We start from the raw sequence: 22323 nt of genomic DNA on the forward strand, positions 1-22323 counted from the left end.
AAAAAAGCAGAATTGGTGTTACCAGGCCCATCAATCGCAAATGATGAGCCTCACCTCGGCGGAGCCTTACACGAGTGCTCTTGTCATTAGACCCGGTGTATCCGAAAATAAAGTTAACTCTCTCAAATTTAAAGGAAGCCAATGAGCAGTTATCTGCTACAAACCGAAATTGAAATTGATGCAACACCGGCCCAAATCTGGGCAATTCTTACCGATTTTGCAGCCTATCCGGCGTGGAATCCCTTCATCAAATACATTCATGGAATTCCACGGCAAGGCGACCGGCTTGAAGTGCGTATTCAGCCCGGCGGCGCCAAGGGAATGACTTTCCGGCCTGCGGTTCTGGCGGCCGATGCCGGCCGGGAGCTTCGCTGGCTCGGCAGCTTTCTGCTCCCCGGTGTGTTTGATGGCGAGCACCGTTTTGTGATCGAGCCTCTTGCCTCCGGAAAGGTGCTGTTCCGGCAGAGCGAGCGATTCAGCGGCATGCTCGTGCCGATATTTAAGGGCAGCCTTGAGCGGGATACGAAGCGAGGCTTCGAAGAGATGAATCGGGCGCTGAAGGCGCGCGCCGAATCAAAGCCGCAGGCTGGCTGAGGAACAAAACCCAACGCCTATTGCCGCCAGCTATCGAGCACCTACATTAATTGATCGAAATCCGGTTAACTGCGTAACATCAGTTAAATCTCTGCTTGCGTGCACTGGCGTACATAAATTTCCTGCCTGCTGATGTAGCTTGATTAGTTCTAGCAGGAAATACCCACAGGTCATTCTCCGCCGAGGGGGAAGTTATGCCATTTACCCGCTCTCCATACAGAACGTCATTTTTATTGATCGTTTTCACGGCCACGCTGCTCGCCGCCGGCGTCCGCGCGCATCAGGCGCAATCCGGAGCCGGCGCTGCAGCGAGCGCCCGGCTCGGCGACATTCGCTTCCCGACCTCCGCCCGGTCGGAAGAGGCGCAAGCCCGCTTCCAGCGCGGCGTCATCGCGCTGCATTCCTTCTCGTATGATCTGGCGCTCGACGAGTTCCGCAAAGCCACGGAAATCGAACCGGATTTCATGATGGGCTATTGGGGCGAGGCGATGGCTGACAATCAGACGCTCTGGGGAAAACAGGACACCGAAGCCGCGCGCAAAGCGCTCGCGCATATCAAGGACGGCCCGAGACTGACGCCAAGGGAGCGGGCTTACTTGCAGGCGGTGAAGCGGTTGTATGGCGAAGGCGATGAGGCCGCGCGCGATAAGACCTATGCGATCGCTATGGAAAAGATCTGCCGCGACTACCCGGATGACCTGGAGGCTGCGGCCTTTTATGCGCTGGCCCTGCTGGGGAGCGTCCGTTCGGGCGATCCGGCCGGTCTGCGGACCCGGATGCAGGCGGGCGCCATTGCGCTGGAGGTGGCCCGAAAAGACCCCGATCACCCCGGCGCGACGCATTACATTCTTCACGCGTTTGATGATCCTGACCACGCCATTCTGGCCCTGCCTGCCGCGCGGCGTTATGCCGAAATCGCTCCCGAGGCGCCCCATGCGCTGCACATGCCTGCTCATATTTTCCTGCAACTGGGGATGTGGCCGGAAGCTGCTTCGACGCAGGAAGCGTTATGGGAACAGCAGAAAAATAGTCCCGTTGGCGAGCGCGACTACCACAACCTTTACTGGCTGCTTTATGCCTACTTGCAGCAGGGCCGCTACCGCGAGGCGCAGGCCTTGCTGACGCTGATGCCGAAAAGCCTTGCAACGTTCCCTAAAGATGACGCCGCTTTCCTGGGCTACGTCACTTTTATCAACACCAGCATGGCCGCCGCCTTCGTGGTTGAAACCGGGCACTGGGATCGGGCGGCGCAGTGGCTTGATCCGCTGCAGAAGGATGCCGGGCAATTCATTGAGGCTGTCGAGAGCAGCCCCGGCCCGTACCAGGGGCTGGCCAAGTATGTCCGGTCGCTATGGATATTCACGCGAGGCATGGCGGCCGCACAGAAAAATTCGCCTGATGCCCAAAAGCGCATTGACGAGCTACAGGCCATGGCGCGGCAAGCCGGTACCGAAGATCTGCCCGGCATCGGATTGCCTTTGTCGAAGGTAGTGAAGATCCAAAGGCTGGAGATCGCCGCCGTGGCCAGCGCGTCAAAAGGCCAACTGGACGAGGCTGTCAAGGGCATGGCGAGAGCCGCCGCCATAGAGGGTTCAGTGCCGCCACTGCCGGGACCGCCTCCATTGATCAAGCCCACGCACGAATTGCTCGGCGAATTGCTCTTACAGGCAGGCCGTCCGGCGGAAGCCGAAAAGCAGTTTGAGCGCGCGCTGCTCCGGCAAACGAGCCGGGCGCGTTCATTACTGGGCGCTGCGCGCGCCGCCGCGCGACAGGGAAATCGCGAGATCGCCATGACCGCCTATTCCAGGTTCCTGCATCAATGGCAACAGGCCGATCAAGGTCTGCCGGAGATACAGGAGGCACAGAATTACCTGAAGCAGACCGGCACGCATTAGCGCTCAATCCGCAGCCGGGTTTTCAGAAGGGCAGGAGCACGGCTTCAGCCTCGGCAATATTTGAGGAATTTTTCCCATATACGCTCAGATCGACAATCGGTAAGATTTCGCATCGCTTTAGCCCTTGCGCTTCGCGGGCACCGTAGCATCAGACCGGATCAGTCGAGACAGTTCATGAAAATCCAGAAGTCGTTTTTTATCTTAAGCATATTGGCTGGCATGATGGCTTTCGGCGCGGGGATGGGTTTTGTCGGCGGAGACAGCACCCAGCCGTTCGTTGCTCAAAGAATGCAAACGACCACAAGTCTCAAAAAACCGTCGATGCCAAAACCTGCCGCGAAATTTCAGCCTTCAGGCGACGAATCAGTCGAAATGCCCGCGTCCGAGGACTGGGATATCGAAGTCGCCGAACCGGTTCGGCCCGGCTCCGGGGAATTGCCCGGGGTATTCCGTGGCGACTGGGGCGAAACGCTCATCTACGCTCGCCATGACCGGGTCAACTATGAAGAGGCCGCTTATTTAAGTCTGGAGAATGGCAATCAGAATCAGCCGCCTTCCATTAGCCCGGCATTCTGGCGCAAGGTGAAAAACTTCAAGGAAAGCGATCCGGAAGCCTGCCTGACGCCGGGACAGGGCGTCGATCTGACCAAATGCGACTTTACCGAAGAAATCAGCCTGAAGGACAGAAATCTGAATGGAGCGGTTCTGAGTGAAGCGCGACTGGGCGGAGAACTGGGCAGTGCCGATCTAAGCGGCGCCAATTTGAGCGGCGCCGCCGTGATCGGGTCGCTGGTGATCAGTCCGGATACCCGGCTCGAGCACGCCGACCTGTCGAAACTGCAATCCGATGGCAACAATCCGCTGATAGCCGAATCGGCCAATCTGAGCAACACCAATTTTTCCGAAGCCAACCTCTATGGCGCCAAAATGACAGGCGCGGATCTGGCAGGCGCCGATCTGACCGGCGCCACCCTGACCGGCGCGGAGCTGGCTGAAACGCGTCTTGAAGGCGTCGCCCTGAGCAAGGCCAATTTGACCTTTGCCAATCTGTCAGCCGGCGTATTGGCCGATGCGGCGCTGAGCGAAGCCGATCTGACCGACGCGAATCTGGCGGATGCCGATTTCTCGCGAGCCAATCTGCAACAGGCGAATCTGGCGGGCACAGAACTGGCGGGAACCGATCTTTCCGGCGCCGATCTGCGCGGCGCCAACCTGACGGCGGCCAAAAATGCCGACAACGCCATCATCGACAGCGCAACGGATTTCACTGACGCCATCTGCCCCGATGGCGTCAGTGTGGACGGGACCCAGGTTACGACCTGCGTCGGACATGGCTTCTGACGCCATTGTCCGAGTTTCAAGGAAGAACGCTTGATGTCTGTCCCCGGGACTTTCCGGATCGGGGACAGACGGTTATTTTACTGACAAAGTTAGGAAAAGGAAAAACCATGAAAAAAACATCGCTCCTCAGCGCCATGTTCGGCGCTTTGACCATCGCCTCCACTTCGGCAATGGCAACGGGGTTTGTGACCTTGCCGACCACGGGCTTTTCGGTATCCGGCGGCACTTCAGCCTATACGCTCTGCAACACGACCGGGGACTTCGGATCGGATGAATCCGTCCCGCCGACATTCTCCCCCAATGGCGGCGCCAACAATACCTGTGCCGTATCCAGCAATAACCCGCCTTTAACCGGTTATACCAAAGTGGCGGAGACTACACGCAACCTCAATACTGGCGGCATCACAGTCGGTACGCTGACCGACCAGGTCTGGCGTAACTCAGCCGGTACAAGCTGCGTTTACGGCGCCAAAATCCGCATGAACAACGTCGATTCCGACCCTAATACCGCGGGTACACAATATTTTGAAGTCAATGATGTCCAGCGCGCCGGCTTCAGAAACCGGGGACCGGTTTCCATTGCCTACAATTTCGTGACGCGTGGCGCCGGCCAGTCCGACGAAGTGCTGTTCCGGGCCGGGCTTACCAAAACTGCGGTGGTGCATGAACCGGGCGACGACGACCAGCCGCTTACCTCGGTAGCGTCAATCGACACCAACTGGGTGGATTTTACGTCAGACGTGAACTACAACGATCCGGACGGCTCCTCCATGCGCGATTCATCATGGTTCTACGTCAAAAGCGGCTGCACGTCAGCTACTCCGACAGCACTCAGCGGCGCCCTGAAAGTCCGCGAAATGGGTCAGGAAGGCCAGGCCGTGCGCGTAATTTCACTTCCCGGTTATGCGCCGGCTGGGGCTGATGCGTTGTAGCCTCTGAATAAGGCGGTTCAATTAGTAACATCAACCCAACCTGATAGCTAGATAAAACAATCACTTGTTAATCTGAATACCGGTTGGGTTGGCATCATCTCATCTGCCGGACATGTCCGGCAGATGAGATGATGCCAAGCGCAGTTGCCAAAGGGCATGTGTGATGAGATGAAATGCTTCTTTTGACTCTACTCATACTGCCCTTTCCCCCAGGAATACAGTTAGTGCTCTATACGGAATAGCCGGAATGGATCAGTCAGGATTTATGCAGGCGCAGGTATGCGGGAGCGACTAAAGTCGCCCATTCAGGTTTTAAAAGTGAAAGTCGTTTTCAATACCTTACTTCCAGTCCCACCCAATAGGCCCGGGGCGCGCTGGGGCCGATGAACGTGCTGTTCAGCCAGTCATTGGAATTGTAGTTCCAGCCGCTGGGGCCTATGGCGCCTCTTTCGGACGGTGAAAAAGGATTGATGCCCAGCCGCCCGGCGGTGGCGTACTCGCGGTCGAACAGGTTGTTGATCATGCCGAAAAACGAGATGCCCTTGGCGACTTCGTAACGGGTTTTCAGATTGAAGACCGCATAGCCGGCAATGCTGCCCGAGTCCTTGTACTGGCGCCCTCGGGTCAATACCTGCCTGGTTTTGCTGCTGTTCCAGGCATAAAAATAGTCGTAGTCGCCTTGCGTATGCTCGTTGTTTTCGTTGCCGCGCACATAGGATGACGAGTGGGCAATCATGGTCACGCCCAGCATCCATTTCGGGGTGAGATGGACGTTCAGGCTGGTGTTGATGTTGTGCAGCGGCACGCCCGGCATGCGGTCGCCCGGGTTGATCTCGATCATGTCCTGCGCGGCTTCCAGCGGCCGGCCGGTCGAATCGTAGGGAATCTGTCTGGCATCGTTCGGCGATAGTACGGCAGCGCTGCTGTTGTGCGGGCTCACCATGAACAGGTGCGATTGGAACGTCGCATCGGTATAACCGTAATTGACCTGAAGGTCGACGATGCCGACTTTGCCGGAAAAGCCGAACTCGATGCCCTGCCGCCGGGTATCGCCGATGGTGTCGAAGAAGCTTCGGTCGGCGGTAATGCCGACCAGATAGATGTCGTCCTTGAGGTCGGTCCGGTATAGGCCGGCATTCCAGTCCCAGTCGCCGAACAGCTTGCCGCGCATCCCGAACTCGTAGGAACTGGCAAAAATCTGCGGCAGATACGGGTCCCCGGACAGACTGGTCGGCAGCGTGCAGGAGCCGCCGATGGTTGCCAGGCTTTTGGGCACCAGCGTATCGTCGTTCGGATTTCCGGGATTTTGGCGAACCAGGGTGCCGTCATAGGCGCAGCCCAGCTCCACGCTGGAGGGCACGCGGGTGCCCCGGCTCCAGTTGAAGAACAGGTTCAGGTGTTTCAGGTCTTCATAGGCCACATCCTGGTTCTTGAACGGCAGGTAACTGATGCCGGCGGAGGGATTGAACGCCGTGTAATCGAAGGCGTCCGAGGTTGGCGTGTCTCTGTGTTTGCCCAGGCCGAAATAAGGGTCCTGGGACAGGTAGACAGTCTGGAGAAAGTCTCTGTCGGAATAGTTGGGCTCGGCCGGACAGGAGGTCGGATCGGCGCCATTGCAGAGAATCGTGTTCGGCCGGGCATGATTGCGGTCCTGAATGTCGCCTAGGCTTGCGGCGCCGGCGCGGGTGCGGGCCTGCATGCGGTTTTTCACGCGGGTATAGTTGTAGCGGCCGGAAACGCTCAGATGCAGATTGTCGAGAGGCGAAAAGGTTTCGCTGAAATAGCCGCTGAAGGTCGTGGATTTGCCGGCAAACGAGTTGTTCCGGATATCTTCGCGCGCGGCGGTAAAAATGGGATCGATATGGGCCGGATCGCTGTATACCCGATGCGAGGCGTCGATCAGGCCCAGGCGCTGGCGCGTGTCAAAGTCGGTGCGCGCGTAATCGACGGAGCCGCCCAACATGAATTTATGCACATCGTTGTTCCAGTTGAGCTGCACAGACCCGCCGTCGGTCAGTTGCCCGATCGATGTCTTGCTGAGTACGCCGATCGGCGTGCCGTCGATGTAGCCGGCCGGGGAATCTTCCGGGTCTGTCGATATCGGCGGGGTGTTGTCTCCGGCGGCGCCGTTGCGGGGTCCGGCGATTGATCTATATCTGAGCTTGGTGCAGGGCTCTTCCATCGGCGGCGCCGGTATCAGGTAGTTGTCGTCTTCAAAGGCTAGATTTTCCTGGTTCAGGGTGCCCGGATCGATGAGGAAATCGCCATCCCGGTCCAGGCCATAGTCCTGGATGCCGTCCCGGTTCGCGTCCGGGTAGCGGCAGACAGGGGTGCCGGCCGGGTTGTCCCTGGGCTCCATGGGCTTGCTCTGGTCGCTGATCTCTATTTCCGAGAAATCCTCGTAAATGTCGCCGGCGAGGGCTTCGCGGCTGCTGTCGCGGCGATAAATCTGGCCGGTCAGGCTCCATTCGTCGTTAAAAAAGAATTCTCCGCCCAATGTGTACTGCTGCAGTTCGTTCTCGGTGCTGTCCGGCGAGGTGAACACCGACGCCGGATTCTGCCGGTAAAGATCGGTCGGGATCAGGCCGTTGCCCAGCAGCTTATTGCTGACCAGCAGGCTGCTGAAACGGAGCGCGTAGTCGTCGCCGCGCAGATCGAAGCGGGCAAATCCCTGGATGACCCGGGATGGCGAGTTGACGCGCCAGCCTTCTTCATCGAAGCCGGTAAACGCGATGAAACTGCCCAGGGTGCCGTTGTTCCAGCCCGCGGACAGTTCGCCTTTCTTGCGGTCCCAGGAGCCGCCCTGAAAGCTCAGTTCGCCGCCGGGATCGTCAAAGCCGTTTTTCGTGCGCAGCGACAGGGCGCCGCCCAGCGTATTCAGGCCGAACAGCGGATTGGAGCCGGGAAAAACGTCCATGCTCGTCAGGGCATTCATCGGGATCAAATCCCAGTTCACGACATCGCCGAACGGCTCGTTGACGCGCACGCCGTCGAAAAACACCGAAAGGCCCTGCGGCGTGCCGATCTGCGGCGAGGCGGAAAAGCCGCGATAGGTGATATCCATCTGGAACGGGTTGCCTTGATAGTCGTTGACGTTGACCGACTGCAGGCGGCTGTTCATCAGATCGCCGAGGCTGGTCGCCATGGATTCCCGGATGTCTTCGCTGGTCACGGACTGGATGTTGCCGGGAATCTGCTCCCTCTCGAGCTGCAGGCCTTCCAGGGGGCCGAGCTTGGCGGACGGCTTGCCGTTGACAGTGATGGTGTCGAGTTCGACGGCATCGGCAGAAGCGTCCTCCGCCAGACACGGCCCCGGACTTGCCGACAAGGTCGCTGCGAGCAGGAGCAAACGCGATTTTTTGCCCGGTCTGAATGAGCCGGGTGTGGATTTCAAGGACATATGACTGGTTGTAAATGGAAATAGCCCGATTAGATTGGCGTCGGTAAACGAGCCGGGCATTTTAATTAGGCGGGTAAGGACATGAATATGGGAAAAATTCCCTTATTGGATAAAGGACATGAATACGGGAAAAATTCCCTGTCGCGTTGATCAAGTCAGTAAAACCGCATCGCGGATCGCTGAACCAGGTGGCGCCGAATTAACAGGCCGATTGCGCGGCGCTGTTAAAAAACCGCCTGAACGACGGCTTTCTGTTTTTCAGCGCTGGCCGGATCGTTTGAGCGTATTAGCCAAACGATCCGGATTTTCGGACAACAGTTAAAAGGGCAACAGCGCAGTAGCCGGATTTTCCGGTTACTGCACTGTTGCCTCCCTGCCGACGCTTATGAGCCTTTTATGGTTGTACTGCTCTGTAGCATGCCGTAGCGGTTAGTTCACAGAGGACATGCTCAAGCGAAGCAATCTTGCCATCGACAAAACCCACAGTATGAGTTGGTTCCCATGACTCCGGATCCCATTTAGTACCCCAGAAATAATTAACCCGTTTTCCGGGATCAGATCCCAGCATTGGATGACAGCCTGCCAGCTCGACCACCTGATCATAGTCCATTCCTACCTGGATCGTGGCCATTACGGCATCGTCAGGGGTGCAGGTGGCAGGAAACTGCTCTCCGGCATGCTCCTTGTCTCCCTGAACGCAGTACATGCCTGTAACCGTCTCGCCATTGTCTTGTGTATAAGTGGCTTCAACAAAATCGGAGCAATTTTGACTATGGTAAACCACAGGAGGCGTAGTAGGTTCCTCAGGCGGCGTAGTAGGTTCCTCGGGAGGCGTAGTCGGTTCTTCAGGCACTTCGGAAGAAATTACACTCAGCAGTGCCTGATCCTGATCCAATCCCAGCCTGACATTGGTAAACGCAATCTTGCCGTCAGCCTCCACCGCTGGAATGGTCACTGTGCCGGTCGCAGGATCATAAGTGGCGGCATCGGCGGAAATTTCAGGCTGCTCGGCGGACAGAACACTGAATGTGCCGTCCTGATTGGCTTTCAATTTGACATTGACAAACGCAACCTTGCCGCCAATCACTACCTCCGGAATAGTGGCCGTGCCGGTAGCCGGATCATAAGCGGTGTCTGCCGCAGTGGGCGTTTGAAGTGCCGCAGGCTCATCAAAAGAAAGAACGCGAAGCGTGTCTCCTGAAATGAATTCCAGTCTGACATTTAAAAACTCAACATTATCGTTAACCCCCACCGCCGGAATGGTGACTGAGCCAGCCGCCGGGTCATAAATGGCGGCACTGGCGGAAATCACAGGCGCTTCCGTGGACAGGACGCTGAACGTGCCGTCCGGATTGGCTTTCAATTTGACATTGACATACGCAACCATGCCGTTAACCACCACCTCCGGAATAGTGGCCGTGCCGGCCGTGGAATCATAAGTGGTGTTTGCCGCCTGACCCATAGCCGTTGCGAACAGGGCGGGCAAAAGCACCGCCAGCTTTTTTATTCTCATTCTTTTCATTCTTAATATCCTGGTAGATTAGCCATGCGGTTTTGAAATTTGCGCACGATCGGATTCAAATGTCATAGCTAATGACTGTCAGTGGAAATAGTTGTTGGGTTGTCGTCGATAAACGAACGGGGCATTTTATGTGGCCGGCAAGAACGCGAATACGGGAAAAATTCCCTTATCCGGTCGAAAATACAAATATAGGAAAAATTCCTTGCAGGATTTACGCAGGCTTGTGAGGCGGCATGTTTCCATTCCAGGGTTCCCGGCGGACCTGCGTGTCCGCCCTGTTACCGGTGCACGACGGGTTATGGATGAATCGATGGGCATGGTCGGGCCATTGGCAAGGGCGAACACACAGGTTCGCCCCTACGGCCTGTGTACGCCTGGCGCATCCGGTCCTGACGCACAATTTGATCAATGTGCCGATTGACTGTGCAATATCAGTTACTATTGTCCGTAGAGGTATTAGCGCGCGCTGAATAATCATCTGCCGTTATAATCTGAACAAACTGTAGCTGGACAAGAACGGTCGCTTGCAACGTCAGGCGGCGCCATTAAAAATCATAAAAAACAACAATATATTTTTAATTTGACAAACTCTAGCCCAACTCGACCAAACCACCCGCTCGACCGCCTGGTCGCCTATGGATTAAGAGGCGGCCTGCCGGTCCTGTTTTTTACCCTGGCCCTGGCGCTGGGCGTTATCGCGCTGCTGTTCACGCCGCGCGAGGAAGAGCCGCAGATCGTCGTGCCGATGGCGAACGTCATCGTCTCGGCGCCGGGCCTGCCGGCGCAGCAGATCGAAAAGCAGATCACCCTGCGGCTGGAAAAACTGCTGACCCAGATCTCCGGCGTCGAACACGTCTATTCGCGCTCGTCTAACGGCCAGGCCATCGTCACGCTGCGCTTTTTCGTCGGTGAGGACCGCGAGGATGCGCTGCTCAACACCTATAACAAGCTGTATTCCAATCAGGACCAGATTCCGGCCGGCGTCACGGCCTGGCAGGTCAAGCCGGCCGAGGTCGACGACGTGCCGATCGTGCTGGCGGCGCTGTGGAGCCGCGCGCCGGACCTGTACAGCGATTTCGAGCTGCGCCGGTTCGCCGACGAAATCACCGAGCACCTGCAGCAGATCGCCGACACCAACCAGATCACCGTTGTCGGCGGCCGCAAGCGCACCGTCAACGTGCTGCTCAATCCGCAGAGCATGGCCGCGCGCAGGACCACGGCCCTGGACATCGCGCGGGCCGTGCAGAAATCCAACCAGCTGCACAACGCCGGCATCGTCTCGGCCGACAACCGCTCGATCCGGCTGGAGGCCGGCGACTTCGTGCGCTCGGCCGAGCCGCTGCGGGCGCTGGTGGTTAACGTCGTGGACGGCATCCCGGTCTATCTGCGCGACGTGGCCGACATCACTGACGGCCCCGAGGAGCCTGAAAACTACACCTGGATCAATTTCGCCGAAGGGCACGCGCTGGCTGATAAATACAAGGGTGACTACCCGATGGTCACGATCGCGGTCGCGAAAAAGCGCGGCTCGAATGCCGTCTCGGTGGCCGAGAACGTGCACGCGCGCCTGGCCCAGCTGCAGCGGGAACTGCTGCCGCCCGAAGTGCAGCTCGAAGTCCTGCGCGATTACGGCCAGACCGCCGACGACAAGGTCAACAACCTGACCACCAGCCTGGGGTTTGCCATCGTCACGGTGGTCCTGTTCATCGGCATCTTTCTGGGCTGGCGGCCGGCGCTGGTGGTCGGGCTGGCCATCCCGGTCTGCTACGGCGCGACGCTGGCGCTGGACATGTTTTTCGGCTACACGATCAACCGCGTCACGCTGTTCGCGCTGATTCTGGCGCTGGGCCTGCTGGTCGACGACCCGATCACCGGCATCGACAACATCGAGCGCTTCATGCGCACCGGCCAGGGTAGCCTAAACGATCGCATCATCGCGGCCATGGCCGAAATCCGCACAGCATTATTGATGTCGACCATCACGATCATCCTGGCCTTCATCCCGCTGGCCTTCATCACCGGCATGATGGGGCCGTACATGGCGCCGATGGCGTTCAACGTGCCCGTGGCCGTGACCTTGTCGACGGTCACGGCCTTCATCGTGACGCCCTGGATGTCGGGCAAGGCCCTGAAGCCGGCCGGCGAGACCACGGCGGCCACATCCGGAATGAGCTTCTACGCGCGCATGATCGAGCCCTGCATCGCCAGCCGGAAAGCGGCCTGGCTGCTGATTATCGCGATGCTGGTGCTGTTCGTCCTGACCGCGATCCTGCCCGTGCTGCGCCTGGTGCCGCTGAAACTGCTGCCGTTCGACAACAAGAACGAACTGCAGATTCTGGTCGATATGCCCGAGGGCAGCACGCTGGAGCAGACCGCCGCCCTGACCCGCTCGGCCGCGACGCTGGCGGCGCGCCTGCCCGAAGTCAACGCCATCGCGGCCTTCGTCGGCGCGCCGTCGCCGATCGATTTCAACGGCCTGGTCCGGCAGTACGATTACCGCATCGCCCCGCACCTGGCCGATATCCGCCTGACGCTGGCGCCCAAGGAACTGCGCGAGCATCAGTCCCATGCCGTGCTGCTGCGGCTTCGGGCCCTGCTGGCGCCGCTCAACGCCGAAGGCGTGTCGGTCAAGGTGATCGAGGTGCCGCCGGGGCCGCCGGTTATCAGCACGCTGGTTACGGAAATCTACGGCGGCACGCTGACGCCTTATGAAAGGCAGCGCGAGGCGGCTGGTGCGGTCATGGCCCGGCTGGCGCTGGAGCCCTTCGTGGTCGATATCGATTCCAGCGCCGAAGACCCGCAGCCGCGCTGGCGTTTTGAAGCCGACAAGGAAAAAGCCGCGCTGGCCGGCATCTCCACCGAGAGCCTGGCGCTGAACCTGGGTCTTGCCAACCAGGGCCAGGTGCCGGGCTTTCTGAATCTGGAACGGGAAATCTGGCCCGTGCCGATCAAGCTGCGGCTGCCGCAGAGCGCGCGCAGCAGCCAGCGCGATCTGGGCGTGCTGCCGGTCCGGCCGGACATGAATCCCGCCGCGCCGCCGCTCACGCTGGCCGAGCTGGGTGAATTCGTCGAATCCGAAACCGAGCTGCCGGTTTTCCACAAGGACCTGAAGCCGGTCGTTTATGTCATGGCGGAACTGGAAGGCCGCACGCCGGCCGAGGTGATCGCCGACGTCAGCGCCGACCTGAACAGTACCGACGATTCGGCGCCGGCCTGGCATGAGCGCACGTTTTTGAATTCCGGCGGCGGCCTGCCCTGGCATCTGCCCGACGACATTACGCTCGAATGGGGCGGCGAAGGCGAATGGAAAATCACCGTCGACGTGTTCCGCGACATGGGCCTGGCGTTCGCGTTCGCGCTGGTCGGCATCTTCTTCGTGCTGCGCGTGCAGACCGCATCGACGACGCTGTCGCTAATCATCATGTCGGCTATCCCGCTGACCGTGATCGGCATCATGCCCGGCTTCTGGCTGCTCAACCAGTTCGGCGAGCGCGTCATCAACGACAGCCCCGATCCGGTGCTGTTCACGGCCACGGCGATGATCGGCATGATCGCGCTGGCCGGCATCGTGGTCCGGAATTCGCTGATCCTGATCGAATTCATCACCCAGGCCAGAAAAGACGGGTTGGCGCTGAAGGACGCCCTGCGCCAGGCCGGTACGATCCGCATGCGCCCGGTCATGCTCACGGCCGGCACGACGCTGCTCGGCAACGTCGTGATCGTGCTCGATCCGGTGTTCAGCGGTCTGGCCATCGCGATCATCTTCGGCATTCTGGCCTCGACGCTGTTCACGCTGTTCGTGGTCCCGGCCGTTTACTACCTGATCTATTCGAAAAGCGAGCTGTCCCCAGTATGACAACATCCAATCTGAAAACGCTGGCGCTGTCCGCCGTTACCCTGCTGCTTCTGCTGCTGATGATCCTGTGGATGGCCGGCGCCTTCCAGAGCAAGATCGAACCGGAAATCCTGCCTGAGCGTTCGGCCTACCAGGGCCCGACGCTGACCGTCGAGCGCGCGACGCTGCCGGCTTTCGAAAAAGCCACCGGCACGCTGGAGGCCAAACAGGGCGGCGACATCAGCGCCCAGATCCAGGCCCGCATCAAGGCCATCCATGTCAAAGCCGGCGACACGGTCAAGCCCGGCGATCTGCTGGTCACGCTCGATGACGAGACCATCGCGGCGCGCACGGCCCAGGCGCGGGCCAACATCAACGCCCTGAACGCCCGTCTGGCCGGGGCCGAGGCGCATTACCGGCGGACGCAATACTTATACGCCAAGGAAAGCGCCACGCGCGCCGACCTCGACGCGGCCCGGAGCGACTATGAAAGCCTGAAATCGCAGAAGGCGGCGGCCCAGTCGCAATTGACCGAAGCCAGCTCTACGCAGGATTACGGCCGCATCCGCGCCACGTATCCGGCGCGCGTCATCGACCGCCATGCCGAACCGGGCGAAATCGCCTATCCGGGCCGGAAACTGCTGACCCTGTATGATCCGGCCGCGCTGCGCATCGAGGCCTATATCCGCGAATCGGTCGCGGTCGGCCTGCAGGCCGGGCAGACGCTGGAAGCCGATGTCGAGGCGCTGAAGCTGACCGTACCGGCGACCATCGAGGAGATCGTGCCGGCCGCCAATCCCGACGCGCGCACTTTCCTGATCAAGATGCGCATCGAGAACAGCCCCGGCCTGTATCCGGGCCTGTTCGTCCGCCTCCGGATTCCACAGGGCGAGGAACAGGTGCTGGCGATCCCGCAGAGCTATGTGCACAGGGTCGGCCAGCTCGACGTCGTCTGGGTGCTGCACAACGGCCAGATCGAGCGCCGCTTTATCCGCACCGGCCGGCCGCTGCCCGACGGCCGGATCAGGATCGTCTCGGGCTTGGCGGGCGGCGAGCAACTGGTGCCGCCTGACAAGGCGTTATCGGCGGTGGGACGCCAGCCGGATTAAAAATGGCATTCGATCCCGCGATTCATCACCGCCGTTCCATCCGCCTGAAGGGCTACGATTATGCCCAGGCGGGGGCGTATTTCGTCATCCTGTGTACGCAGAACCGGGAATGCTTGTTCGGGGAGATCGCGGACGGGGTAATGGCATTGAATGATGCGGGGCGGATGACGCAACACTGGTATTTGGAATTGGAAAACAAATATCCGGATATTCAATGCGATGCATTGATCTGCATGCCGAACCATCTGCATTTTGTCATCGTCAACGTGGGCGAATCGTTGGGCAGGGGTGAACGCATCGTAGGGGCGGACCTGCGTGTCCGCCCTGTTTCCGGTGCACGATGGATTATCGACGAACCAATGGCCGATGGTGAACCGTTGGGCAGGGGCGAACACACAGGTTCGCCCTACGTTACCGCCCTGTTTCCGGTGCACGACAGATTACCGGAGAACCGTTGGCCGATGGTGAACCGTCGGGCAAGGGCGGACACACAGGTCCGCCCCTACATGTCCGCCCTGTTTCGGGTGAACAATGGGGGTGTTAACCAAACAACCGCCTAACCCATTTTTCCAATTCAAGAATCAAAAACAGCACCAGGCTGACGCCGAATATTTCCAGGCCATGCACGAAATCGACCGGGCGCGTGTCGAAAAACCGTTCCATGAACGGCGCATAGGTGAAGATGGCCTGGAGCGTGATCACGACCAGGATCGCGATCCATATCGCCCGGGAGCTGAACAGCCGCCTGAACGACAGCGATGAACCGCTCAGGTAGCGCACGTTCAGCAGGTAAAATATCTCCAGCATGACCAGCGTGTTGACGGCATAGGTGCGCGCTTCTTCCAGTGTGGAGCCGTGTTCTTGGGCCCACAGGAACATGCCGTAGATGCCGATCAGAAAAAGCACGGACACAAATAGGATGCGCCAGATCAGAAAAACCGACAGCATGGCTTCATCCCTGGGCCGGGGCGGGCGCTGCATGACATTCGGCTCGGCCGGCTCAAACGCCAGCGCCATGGCCAGTGCCACCGAACTGACCATGTTTACCCAGAGAATCTGCAGCGGCGTGATCGGCAGCGTCAGGCCGGCCAGGACCGTCGCTATAATACTGAGCGATTCGCCGCCGTTGACCGGCAGTAAAAAGAGAATGGCCTTTTTCAAGTTGTCGTAGACGGTGCGGCCCTCGCGCACGGCCTGCGCAATCGAGGCAAAATTGTCGTCCGCCAGCACCATTTCCGAGGCTTCCTTGGCGGCCTCGGTGCCGGTCCGGCCCATGGCGATGCCGACATCGGCCCGTTTCAGGGCCGGTGCATCGTTGACGCCGTCGCCGGTCATGGCCACAACGCTGCCGCCGGCTTGCAGCGCCGTCACCAGCCGCAGCTTGTGTTCCGGGGAAGTGCGCGCGAAGACGTCGACGCGCGCGGCCACATCGATCAGGGCTTCGTCATCGATCGCGGTCAGTTCCTGGCCGGTTATGACGTCCTTGTCGTTGGCCAGATGCAGCTGCGAGGCAATCGCGCTGGCCGTGGCCGCATGGTCGCCCGTGATCATCTTGACGCGTATGCCAGCCGCCCGGCAGGCCTTGACGGCTTCAATCGCTTCCTCGCGGGGCGGGTCGATCAGGCCGACCAGGCCCAGCAGGATCAGGCCGTCGTCGAGATCCGAGAAGTTCAGTTCGATCTTGTCCGGGTCGACCGGTTTATAGGCGATGCCCAGCACGCGCTGCCCCTGCGAGGCGATTTCGTCGATCGATCCGGTCCAGTATTTGGGATTGATCGGTACGTCCACGTCGTTTTCGCGTTGCAGCTGGCACAGTTCGATCAGGCGTTCGGGCGCGCCTTTTACGCTGATAAAACTGTGGCCTTCATGGTCATGATTCAAGGTCGCCATGAAGCGGTGCTGGGCATCGAACGGGATCACATCGGTGCGCGGATGGTTGCGGTGCGCCTCGACCGGGTCGATATCGGCCTTGAGCGCGGCAGCCAGCAGTGCGCTTTCCATCGGATCGCCGTCGGTCACCCATAAACCGTTTTTCTGACGCAGTGCCGAATCGTTGCACAAGGCGCCCAGGTGCAGAATTTTAGCGAGAATAGGGCGCTGTATTGGTGTAACGCGATCGCCGCCCGAGAGAAATTCGCCCGATGGGTCGTAGCCCACGCCGCTCGTTTCGTACCGTTCGGTCGATGTCACGATCGAGCGTACGGTCATCTCGTTGCGCGTCAATGTGCCGGTCTTGTCCGAACAGATGATCGATACGGCGCCCAGCGTTTCGACTGCGGGCAGGCGGCGGATGATGGCATTGCGCGATGCCATGCGCTGCACGCCGATGGCCAGGGTTACAGTCAGGATGGCCGGCAAGCCCTCGGGAATGGCGGCGACGGCCAGGCCGACCACGGTCATGAACATCGCAGACGGGTCCTCGCCCTTGATGAGCAGTCCGAACGCGAAGACGCCGCCCGCGATGAGCAAAATCGCCAGGGTCAGCCAGCGCGAGAATACCGCGATCTGTTTCAGCAGCGGAGTGGTCAGCTCCTCGATACTCGACAGCATGCCGCTGATGCGGCCGATCTCGGTATTGGCGCCCGTTTCGACGACGACGGCCTTGCCATGCCCGGCCGCGACCAGGGTGCCGGAATAAGCCATGGAAAAGCGGTCGCCCAAGTCGGCCTTTTCCTGAACCGGGTCCACTGCCTTTTCCACGGCGACCGATTCGCCGGTCAAGACGGCTTCCTGGATCTGCAGGCCCTTGACCGTGATCAGGCGCAGATCGGCCGGGACTTTATCGCCCGGTTCGAGCATCACGATATCACCCGGGACCAGATTCTCGGCCGGAATGCCGGCGCGATGGCCGTTGCGTATGATCGTCGCGCGCGGCGCCAGCATATGCCGGATCGCATCCAGCGCCTTTTCGGCCTTGCCTTCCTGCACGAAGCCGATGATGGCATTGAGCACGACCACGGCGGCAATGACGTAGGTATCGACCCAGTGGTCCAACAGCGCCGTGACGACGCCGGCCGCGATCAGCACATAAATCAGCAGATTATGAAATTGGGCCAGAAAACGCAGCAAAGGTCCGCGTGTTTTCGGCGGCGGCAGACGATTGGCGCCGAACTTCAGCAGGCGCTGTTGTGCTTCGTGGTCGGATAGGCCGTTCTGATCGGTCCTCAGCTGATCCATAACCTGATGAGTCGGCAGGCTGTGCCAGTTAATCTGTTCAAACGATTTGGTATTTTTGCGCATGTTAGCTCCGTGGTTTTTGAGGCTTTATTGTTTGGGATCCCGGATGAGTCCATGCGAGGCTTTTATTCATTAAGCTGCCTCAAGCATTTGATTCTACTCATACATGCCTAAATTAGGAAAGCGCTGGTTTGATTTACTGAACGTTTCTTTTAGTGTTGAAATGTACTGGAAAATACAAACAAGCATCTGGCCGCGCTTCGGCATTCGGCCATAGTCCGACCTTGTATACAATGATCGTCATTAACTTTGATCTGGAGCCTTTTAAGCATGCGTGACCGCAAGGCTACGCATTCAGTAGCCAGGCCCTCGGATATGCCAGGAGAATATAAATCATGAGGTATGGGCTGAAATCACAGCTGTTGACCGTTATCATTTGCTTTCCTCTCGCGGCTTGTACGGTTGGATCTGACTATAAGCGGCCTGCCGTCGTAGCGCCGGCCGAATTCAAGGAATTGCAAGAATATTCTGCGGAAACAATGCCGGATGGTCCCGCGAGGCGTCAAAGCCTTCTGGTTGATGAAGTCAGCGGCGGGCTGTTCAGCGCTAAAAATATATTGACCCAAAGCAGGCGATGCAATGATATGCATCAATCACGATCGTTAAGCTTTCTTCGTTAGCCCATTCCCTGGCGCTGTGAATCCTGCCCGGGAAATCGGCGAAGGCCGGGCCTGCCTGTCCGCTATAGACGAGGCAGGCCCGGCATGCGTCTCAACAACGCTAAGTCTATAGCCTGTTAACAGGTATTTGCCCGGAAAACTCCTGTATCTGAATTCATCGGAAGCCCATGGATATCCGCAACTTCATATCAGCGTTTCGTTGCTGATTCAGCGTTGAACACCAGAGACAATAGAAAATTAATTCCATGCTTTTGTGTGGTGACGTACATAAATTTCGTTCTTCCTGCTGTAGCCTAATTTTCTTTATCGGGAGCAAATGCCTGACGGGTTATGCTCCGGAAAGAACTCATACATCTTTCAATTCAAACAACTGAGGAGAAGATATGACTCAACAAACAGCTCAGTACAGATCAAGTGGATTCCGGCGCGAGTTGTGATTTGGCTTCAATCAGTTGAAGCGAAATAGACCTAATTCAGGCAGTCGTCTTTTACAGTCTATTGAAAAGCCATGGGCCAAAAGGATAACTCTCCACAAGCATCGCACCAGCCAGGGCAGGGTTTAGAGAACCGGCCTACAGAGTTGGATGCAGGGCATGCGACAGTCATTCCCGTTATTGAAGAGCGGCTTCGTGTTGACAAAAAAACGGTGGAAACCGGAGCTGTGCGGATTTCAAAGCAGGTAACAGAGCATGAAGAAACGGTAACCGTGCCGCTGGCTTATGAGGAGATACAGGTGGAAAGGGTAGCTATCAACCGATTGGTGGATTCACCGCTTCCCTCGATCAGATATGAGGGTGAAACGATGATAATTCCGGTAATAAAGGAAGTGGCTGTGGTTGAGAAGCGACTGATGTTAGTCGAGGAATTACACGTAATTAAACGCCAAAATCAAAAGCAGGAAACCCACGCAGTGAATTTAAGGGCGGAGACGGTGAGCGTTGAGCACATCAACATCAACCGCTCTGATGCCTTTGGCGCCGAGCAAAGTGGATGCTGACAATCATTTTTATACAAATTAGCTTTATAGGTAAAAATTATGAGTCAAACAGTAGTAGGTATATTCGAAGATCCTTCCGATGCCCAGGACGCCGTGCAACAGCTTTTAGTTCATGGCTTTTCAAGGGCGGACATCGACATCTCCATACAAAAATCCGAGCAAAGCACTGAAAAGCTCGGTAGTTTTTTTACCTCTTTATTTGGAAAAGAGGAGGCAAAATCCTATGCTGAAGTGGCACGCCAAAGCGGCGCCATCGTGACGGTTCATGCCGATTCAGCGAATCAGGCAGCGCAGGCCGCAAACATTCTCGATGAGGCAGGCGCCTTGGATATGGATGAGCGAGCCTATCAATATGGCGCCGGAGCCTCTGAGCGTGCCGGAATGTACGAGCAAGCCGGAGAATGCGAACAAGCCGGGGTCACTGGCAAGGAAAAGCCCATGGCCGAGCAGGCCAGAGGGGAAAATGCCATTCCGATTATTGAAGAACAATTAAACGTAGGAAAAAGAGAAATTGAAACGGGCCGGGTAATGCTTCGCAGCAAAATAATTGAGCAGCCGGTCGAGGAACACCTGAGGCTTCGCGAGGAGCATGTGCATGTTGAAAGACATGCCGTAGACCGGCCGGCCACCGAGGCGGAAATGAGCGGCTTTAAGGAAGGCGAAATAGAAATTGTCGAGCACGCCGAAGTGCCGGTAGTCAATAAAGAGGCGCGTGTTGTGGAGGAAGTTCAGGTCGAAAAGGATATCGGCGAACGCGAGGAAATTGTCAGGGAAAAACTAAGGAAAACTCAGGTGAATATAGAAGGCGGCGGAAAAAGACCGCAATAATTTGTGTGGTAAAAAGGCATCACCCTGAGGTGAATATTGAAAAGCGGCGGACATTATCTGCCGCTTTTTTTATTGCCCCATTTAGAGCCATGGGACGACGTAATGAAGCGCATCAATCGCGAACAATGAACTTCCTCCGGTGACCCTCCGGCATTTTTCAGGACAGGGGATTACACGGCTGCGGAGATGGCATTCCGAGGCAGAGCCGTGATGGCGCCGGCCAAAGCCTTGCCGCGGGCGCCGGTGCCGTGGGCGAAATAGCCATTCGCCGCTTCCGATACGCCCGGTACGCCTATCAAAGCGGCTATGGCAATGCCCAGCAAATAATATTTTTCCGGTGAATCCATATATGCCCCTTTTTATTTGTTGAATCTTTTGTTCAGTTCACGCCGGATCGGTTCAGGCGCGAACTGTACTGGTGAGGCACAGTTTAGCGGGGATATTATTTTCAATAAAATGATATAATGAGATTTATATATTCTGAAAATAGATATAATTTCTGTGGGAGGACGTGCGCTGCATATCTCTCGAAATCCGCCCATATAGTGCGACCCTGAGAAAGGAGCCGGCGTGTACTACTTCAATATTCAGAGCTTTCACAAGCCGGCAAGGGGCGGCGACATCGCCTGAAACGTTTGCGTTGGTATGTACAAATCCCCGTCACGTTTCAAGACAGCAAAAAACCGTACCGTTTAAGCCGATGGCGCAGGATATTGCGGCTGATGCCGAGCAGACGCGCGGTCTGCACCTGATTGTTTTCGCAATAGGCATAGGCGGTGCGGATGATGGTTTCCTCCAGGGTATCGAACAGATGGGCCGCCGGCTGTTCATACAAACCGGCCAATACCGTTTCCAGCGGCTTGATCGGGGAAGACACGGACGCACGCGGCGCGGGAGCATTGCGCGGACTGCCGACGTTGGCGTTTAAATTCAGGTCCGCGGCTGCGACCCTGCCGTTCCGGCAGACCAGCAGGGCGTGGTGAATGATATTTTCCAGCTCGCGGATATTGCCTGGCCAGGCATAATCGAGCAGCGCCTGTTCCGCATCGGCGCTCAAGGTGACATGAGACAGCTCCAGCCGTTTGCCATAGCGTTCCAGAAAATGCCTCACCAGGGGCAGAATGTCGCCGGGACGTTCGCGCAGCGGCAACAGATTCAGCGCCGCGACATTGAGCCGGTAATACAAATCCTCGCGAAAGCGCCCGGCCTGCACGGCCCCGCTCAAATCGATGTTGGTCGCGGCAATCAGGCGCACATCGATCGGAATGGCCTGGCGCGCGCCCAGGCGCACCACCTCGCGCTCCTGAAGGACGCGCAATATCTTGACCTGCGCCGCAAGCGGCAGATCGCCGATTTCATCCAGAAACAGCGTGCCGCCGTTAGCGGCTTCGAACCAGCCGCTGCGGGCATTCAAGGCGCCGGTAAAGGCGCCTTTCTCATGACCGAACAACTCGCTTTCCACCAGCGATTCCGAAAAGGCGCCGCAGTTTATGGCCACGAACGGCCCGTTTTTGCGGTTGCTGAGCGCATGCACCTGGCGCGCGGCCAGTTCCTTGCCGGTCCCGGTTTCGCCTATGATCAACACGGTTGCTTCGCTAGGGGCGATACGCTGGATATAGTCTAATAGATCCCGCGATGCCGGGTCGGCAAACACCAATGCCGTGGCTCGGATGGACAAGGCATGCGAGTTGGGATCGGGCAGCGTGATCAGCGGCTCGTCCTGAAACTCGGACGCGGCATTGTAAAAATTTTCAGAATCTCTGTATTTGGCCATATTCGCTATCGGGTTATGGTGAGTCCTTAAAGGTATTTAAGGATTACTCTAACAGTTAATGTTTATGAATTTAAATGATGAATTTTCATAATATTATCTGTTATTGGCATATGCAGGTTTAGGCTGCCCGATTTAAAAATCGTGAGGAACAGGCTGAAGTCACAGTGGTTGCATGTTCGTTTGTTCACCGCGGTCGGCAGGCGCGCCAGACGCCCATTTTCTCCAGACAAAAAAAGGCG

General features: G+C 57.9%; 17 protein-coding genes. 11 read left to right on the forward strand and 6 right to left on the reverse strand.

Annotation, left to right across the window (positions count from 1 at the left end):
- Positions 1-141 precede the first annotated feature (141 nt).
- Positions 142-594: an SRPBCC domain-containing protein gene (locus tag METLU_RS0114170; RefSeq protein ID WP_027158793.1), complete on the forward strand. Its 453-nt coding sequence runs from the start codon at positions 142-144 to the stop codon at positions 592-594.
- 230 nt (positions 595-824) lie between these two features.
- Here METLU_RS0114170 and METLU_RS27970 read toward each other — a convergent pair whose 3' ends face one another.
- Complete coding sequence (locus METLU_RS27970) at positions 825-995, reverse strand: hypothetical protein (protein ID WP_155920560.1); 171 nt, start codon at positions 993-995, stop codon at positions 825-827.
- Between the two features lie 63 nt (positions 996-1058).
- Here METLU_RS27970 and METLU_RS25390 point away from each other — a divergent pair, with 63 nt between their 5' ends.
- The 3 genes from METLU_RS25390 (at position 1059) to METLU_RS25400 (ending at position 4762) form a co-directional block, all read left to right on the forward strand.
- Positions 1059-2489, forward strand: coding sequence for a hypothetical protein (locus METLU_RS25390; protein WP_155920562.1), 1431 nt, complete (start codon positions 1059-1061; stop codon positions 2487-2489).
- Positions 2490-2663: 174 nt separating this feature from the next.
- Positions 2664-3830: a pentapeptide repeat-containing protein gene (locus tag METLU_RS26785; RefSeq protein WP_051299916.1), complete on the forward strand. Its 1167-nt coding sequence runs from the start codon at positions 2664-2666 to the stop codon at positions 3828-3830.
- A 107-nt stretch (positions 3831-3937) separates the two neighbouring features.
- On the forward strand, positions 3938-4762 hold the full coding sequence (locus tag METLU_RS25400; protein ID WP_036243136.1) for a hypothetical protein: 825 nt from the start codon (positions 3938-3940) through the stop codon (positions 4760-4762).
- Positions 4763-5093: 331 nt separating this feature from the next.
- On the opposite strand, the gene METLU_RS0114190 is transcribed toward METLU_RS25400, so the two are convergent.
- Complete coding sequence (locus METLU_RS0114190) at positions 5094-8162, reverse strand: TonB-dependent receptor (protein ID WP_027158794.1); 3069 nt, start codon at positions 8160-8162, stop codon at positions 5094-5096.
- Positions 8163-8280: 118 nt separating this feature from the next.
- Here METLU_RS0114190 and METLU_RS0114195 point away from each other — a divergent pair, with 118 nt between their 5' ends.
- Entirely contained in the window at positions 8281-8484 is a 204-nt protein-coding gene (locus METLU_RS0114195; RefSeq protein WP_027158795.1) for a hypothetical protein, read from the forward strand.
- Positions 8485-8556: 72 nt separating this feature from the next.
- Here METLU_RS0114195 and METLU_RS0114200 read toward each other — a convergent pair whose 3' ends face one another.
- Entirely contained in the window at positions 8557-9684 is a 1128-nt protein-coding gene (locus tag METLU_RS0114200; protein ID WP_027158796.1) for a hypothetical protein, read from the reverse strand.
- A gap of 202 nt (positions 9685-9886) precedes the next feature.
- Here METLU_RS0114200 and METLU_RS27975 point away from each other — a divergent pair, with 202 nt between their 5' ends.
- From METLU_RS27975 to METLU_RS26790, 4 genes are all read left to right on the forward strand, one after another.
- Complete coding sequence (locus METLU_RS27975; RefSeq protein WP_155920564.1) at positions 9887-10105, forward strand: hypothetical protein; 219 nt, start codon at positions 9887-9889, stop codon at positions 10103-10105.
- Between the two features lie 159 nt (positions 10106-10264).
- Complete coding sequence (locus tag METLU_RS0114205; protein WP_231383613.1) at positions 10265-13540, forward strand: efflux RND transporter permease subunit; 3276 nt, start codon at positions 10265-10267, stop codon at positions 13538-13540.
- Positions 13537-14628: an efflux RND transporter periplasmic adaptor subunit gene (locus METLU_RS0114210; RefSeq protein ID WP_027158798.1), complete on the forward strand. Its 1092-nt coding sequence runs from the start codon at positions 13537-13539 to the stop codon at positions 14626-14628. Before METLU_RS0114205 ends, METLU_RS0114210 begins: the two co-directional genes overlap by 4 nt.
- Positions 14629-14630: 2 nt before the next feature.
- On the forward strand, positions 14631-15188 hold the full coding sequence (locus METLU_RS26790; RefSeq protein WP_051299917.1) for a transposase: 558 nt from the start codon (positions 14631-14633) through the stop codon (positions 15186-15188).
- Here METLU_RS26790 and METLU_RS0114220 read toward each other — a convergent pair.
- A complete protein-coding gene (locus tag METLU_RS0114220; protein ID WP_027158799.1) occupies positions 15169-17868 on the reverse strand; it encodes a cation-transporting P-type ATPase in 2700 nt (899 codons plus the stop codon). The two genes, METLU_RS26790 and METLU_RS0114220, sit on opposite strands and share 20 nt — an antisense overlap.
- A gap of 1125 nt (positions 17869-18993) precedes the next feature.
- Between METLU_RS0114220 and METLU_RS0114230 the strand changes: the two genes are divergently transcribed.
- Together METLU_RS0114230 and METLU_RS25410 are read left to right on the forward strand one after the other, a co-directional pair.
- Entirely contained in the window at positions 18994-19482 is a 489-nt protein-coding gene (locus tag METLU_RS0114230) for a YsnF/AvaK domain-containing protein (protein WP_027158801.1), read from the forward strand.
- 39 nt (positions 19483-19521) lie between these two features.
- Positions 19522-20310 (forward strand): YsnF/AvaK domain-containing protein, encoded by a 789-nt coding sequence (locus METLU_RS25410; protein ID WP_036243139.1) that lies wholly within the window; start codon positions 19522-19524, stop codon positions 20308-20310.
- A gap of 170 nt (positions 20311-20480) precedes the next feature.
- Here METLU_RS25410 and METLU_RS27980 read toward each other — a convergent pair whose 3' ends face one another.
- Entirely contained in the window at positions 20481-20657 is a 177-nt protein-coding gene (locus METLU_RS27980; protein ID WP_155920565.1) for a hypothetical protein, read from the reverse strand.
- A 320-nt stretch (positions 20658-20977) separates the two neighbouring features.
- Entirely contained in the window at positions 20978-22084 is a 1107-nt protein-coding gene (locus tag METLU_RS0114245) for a sigma-54 interaction domain-containing protein (protein ID WP_051299918.1), read from the reverse strand.
- Positions 22085-22323 lie beyond the last annotated feature (239 nt).

This window comes from Methylobacter luteus IMV-B-3098, assembly GCF_000427625.1.
Taxonomy (GTDB): Bacteria; Pseudomonadota; Gammaproteobacteria; order Methylococcales; family Methylomonadaceae; genus Methylobacter; species Methylobacter luteus.

Coding starts and splice junctions, on each gene's coding strand:
- METLU_RS0114230 (WP_027158801.1), top strand. CDS start 18,994: ATGGGCCAAAAGGATAACTCTCCACAAGCATCGCACCAGCCAGGGCAG.
- METLU_RS0114245 (WP_051299918.1), bottom strand. CDS start 22,084: ATGGCCAAATACAGAGATTCTGAAAATTTTTACAATGCCGCGTCCGAG.
- METLU_RS25400 (WP_036243136.1), top strand. CDS start 3,938: ATGAAAAAAACATCGCTCCTCAGCGCCATGTTCGGCGCTTTGACCATC.
- METLU_RS27970 (WP_155920560.1), bottom strand. CDS start 995: ATGCAGCGCGATGACGCCGCGCTGGAAGCGGGCTTGCGCCTCTTCCGA.
- METLU_RS26790 (WP_051299917.1), top strand. CDS start 14,631: ATGGCATTCGATCCCGCGATTCATCACCGCCGTTCCATCCGCCTGAAG.
- METLU_RS0114210 (WP_027158798.1), top strand. CDS start 13,537: ATGACAACATCCAATCTGAAAACGCTGGCGCTGTCCGCCGTTACCCTG.
- METLU_RS27980 (WP_155920565.1), bottom strand. CDS start 20,657: ATGGATTCACCGGAAAAATATTATTTGCTGGGCATTGCCATAGCCGCT.
- METLU_RS0114195 (WP_027158795.1), top strand. CDS start 8,281: ATGAATACGGGAAAAATTCCCTGTCGCGTTGATCAAGTCAGTAAAACC.
- METLU_RS0114190 (WP_027158794.1), bottom strand. CDS start 8,162: ATGTCCTTGAAATCCACACCCGGCTCATTCAGACCGGGCAAAAAATCG.
- METLU_RS25410 (WP_036243139.1), top strand. CDS start 19,522: ATGAGTCAAACAGTAGTAGGTATATTCGAAGATCCTTCCGATGCCCAG.
- METLU_RS0114200 (WP_027158796.1), bottom strand. CDS start 9,684: ATGAAAAGAATGAGAATAAAAAAGCTGGCGGTGCTTTTGCCCGCCCTG.
- METLU_RS25390 (WP_155920562.1), top strand. CDS start 1,059: ATGATGGGCTATTGGGGCGAGGCGATGGCTGACAATCAGACGCTCTGG.
- METLU_RS26785 (WP_051299916.1), top strand. CDS start 2,664: ATGAAAATCCAGAAGTCGTTTTTTATCTTAAGCATATTGGCTGGCATG.
- METLU_RS0114220 (WP_027158799.1), bottom strand. CDS start 17,868: ATGCGCAAAAATACCAAATCGTTTGAACAGATTAACTGGCACAGCCTG.
- METLU_RS0114170 (WP_027158793.1), top strand. CDS start 142: ATGAGCAGTTATCTGCTACAAACCGAAATTGAAATTGATGCAACACCG.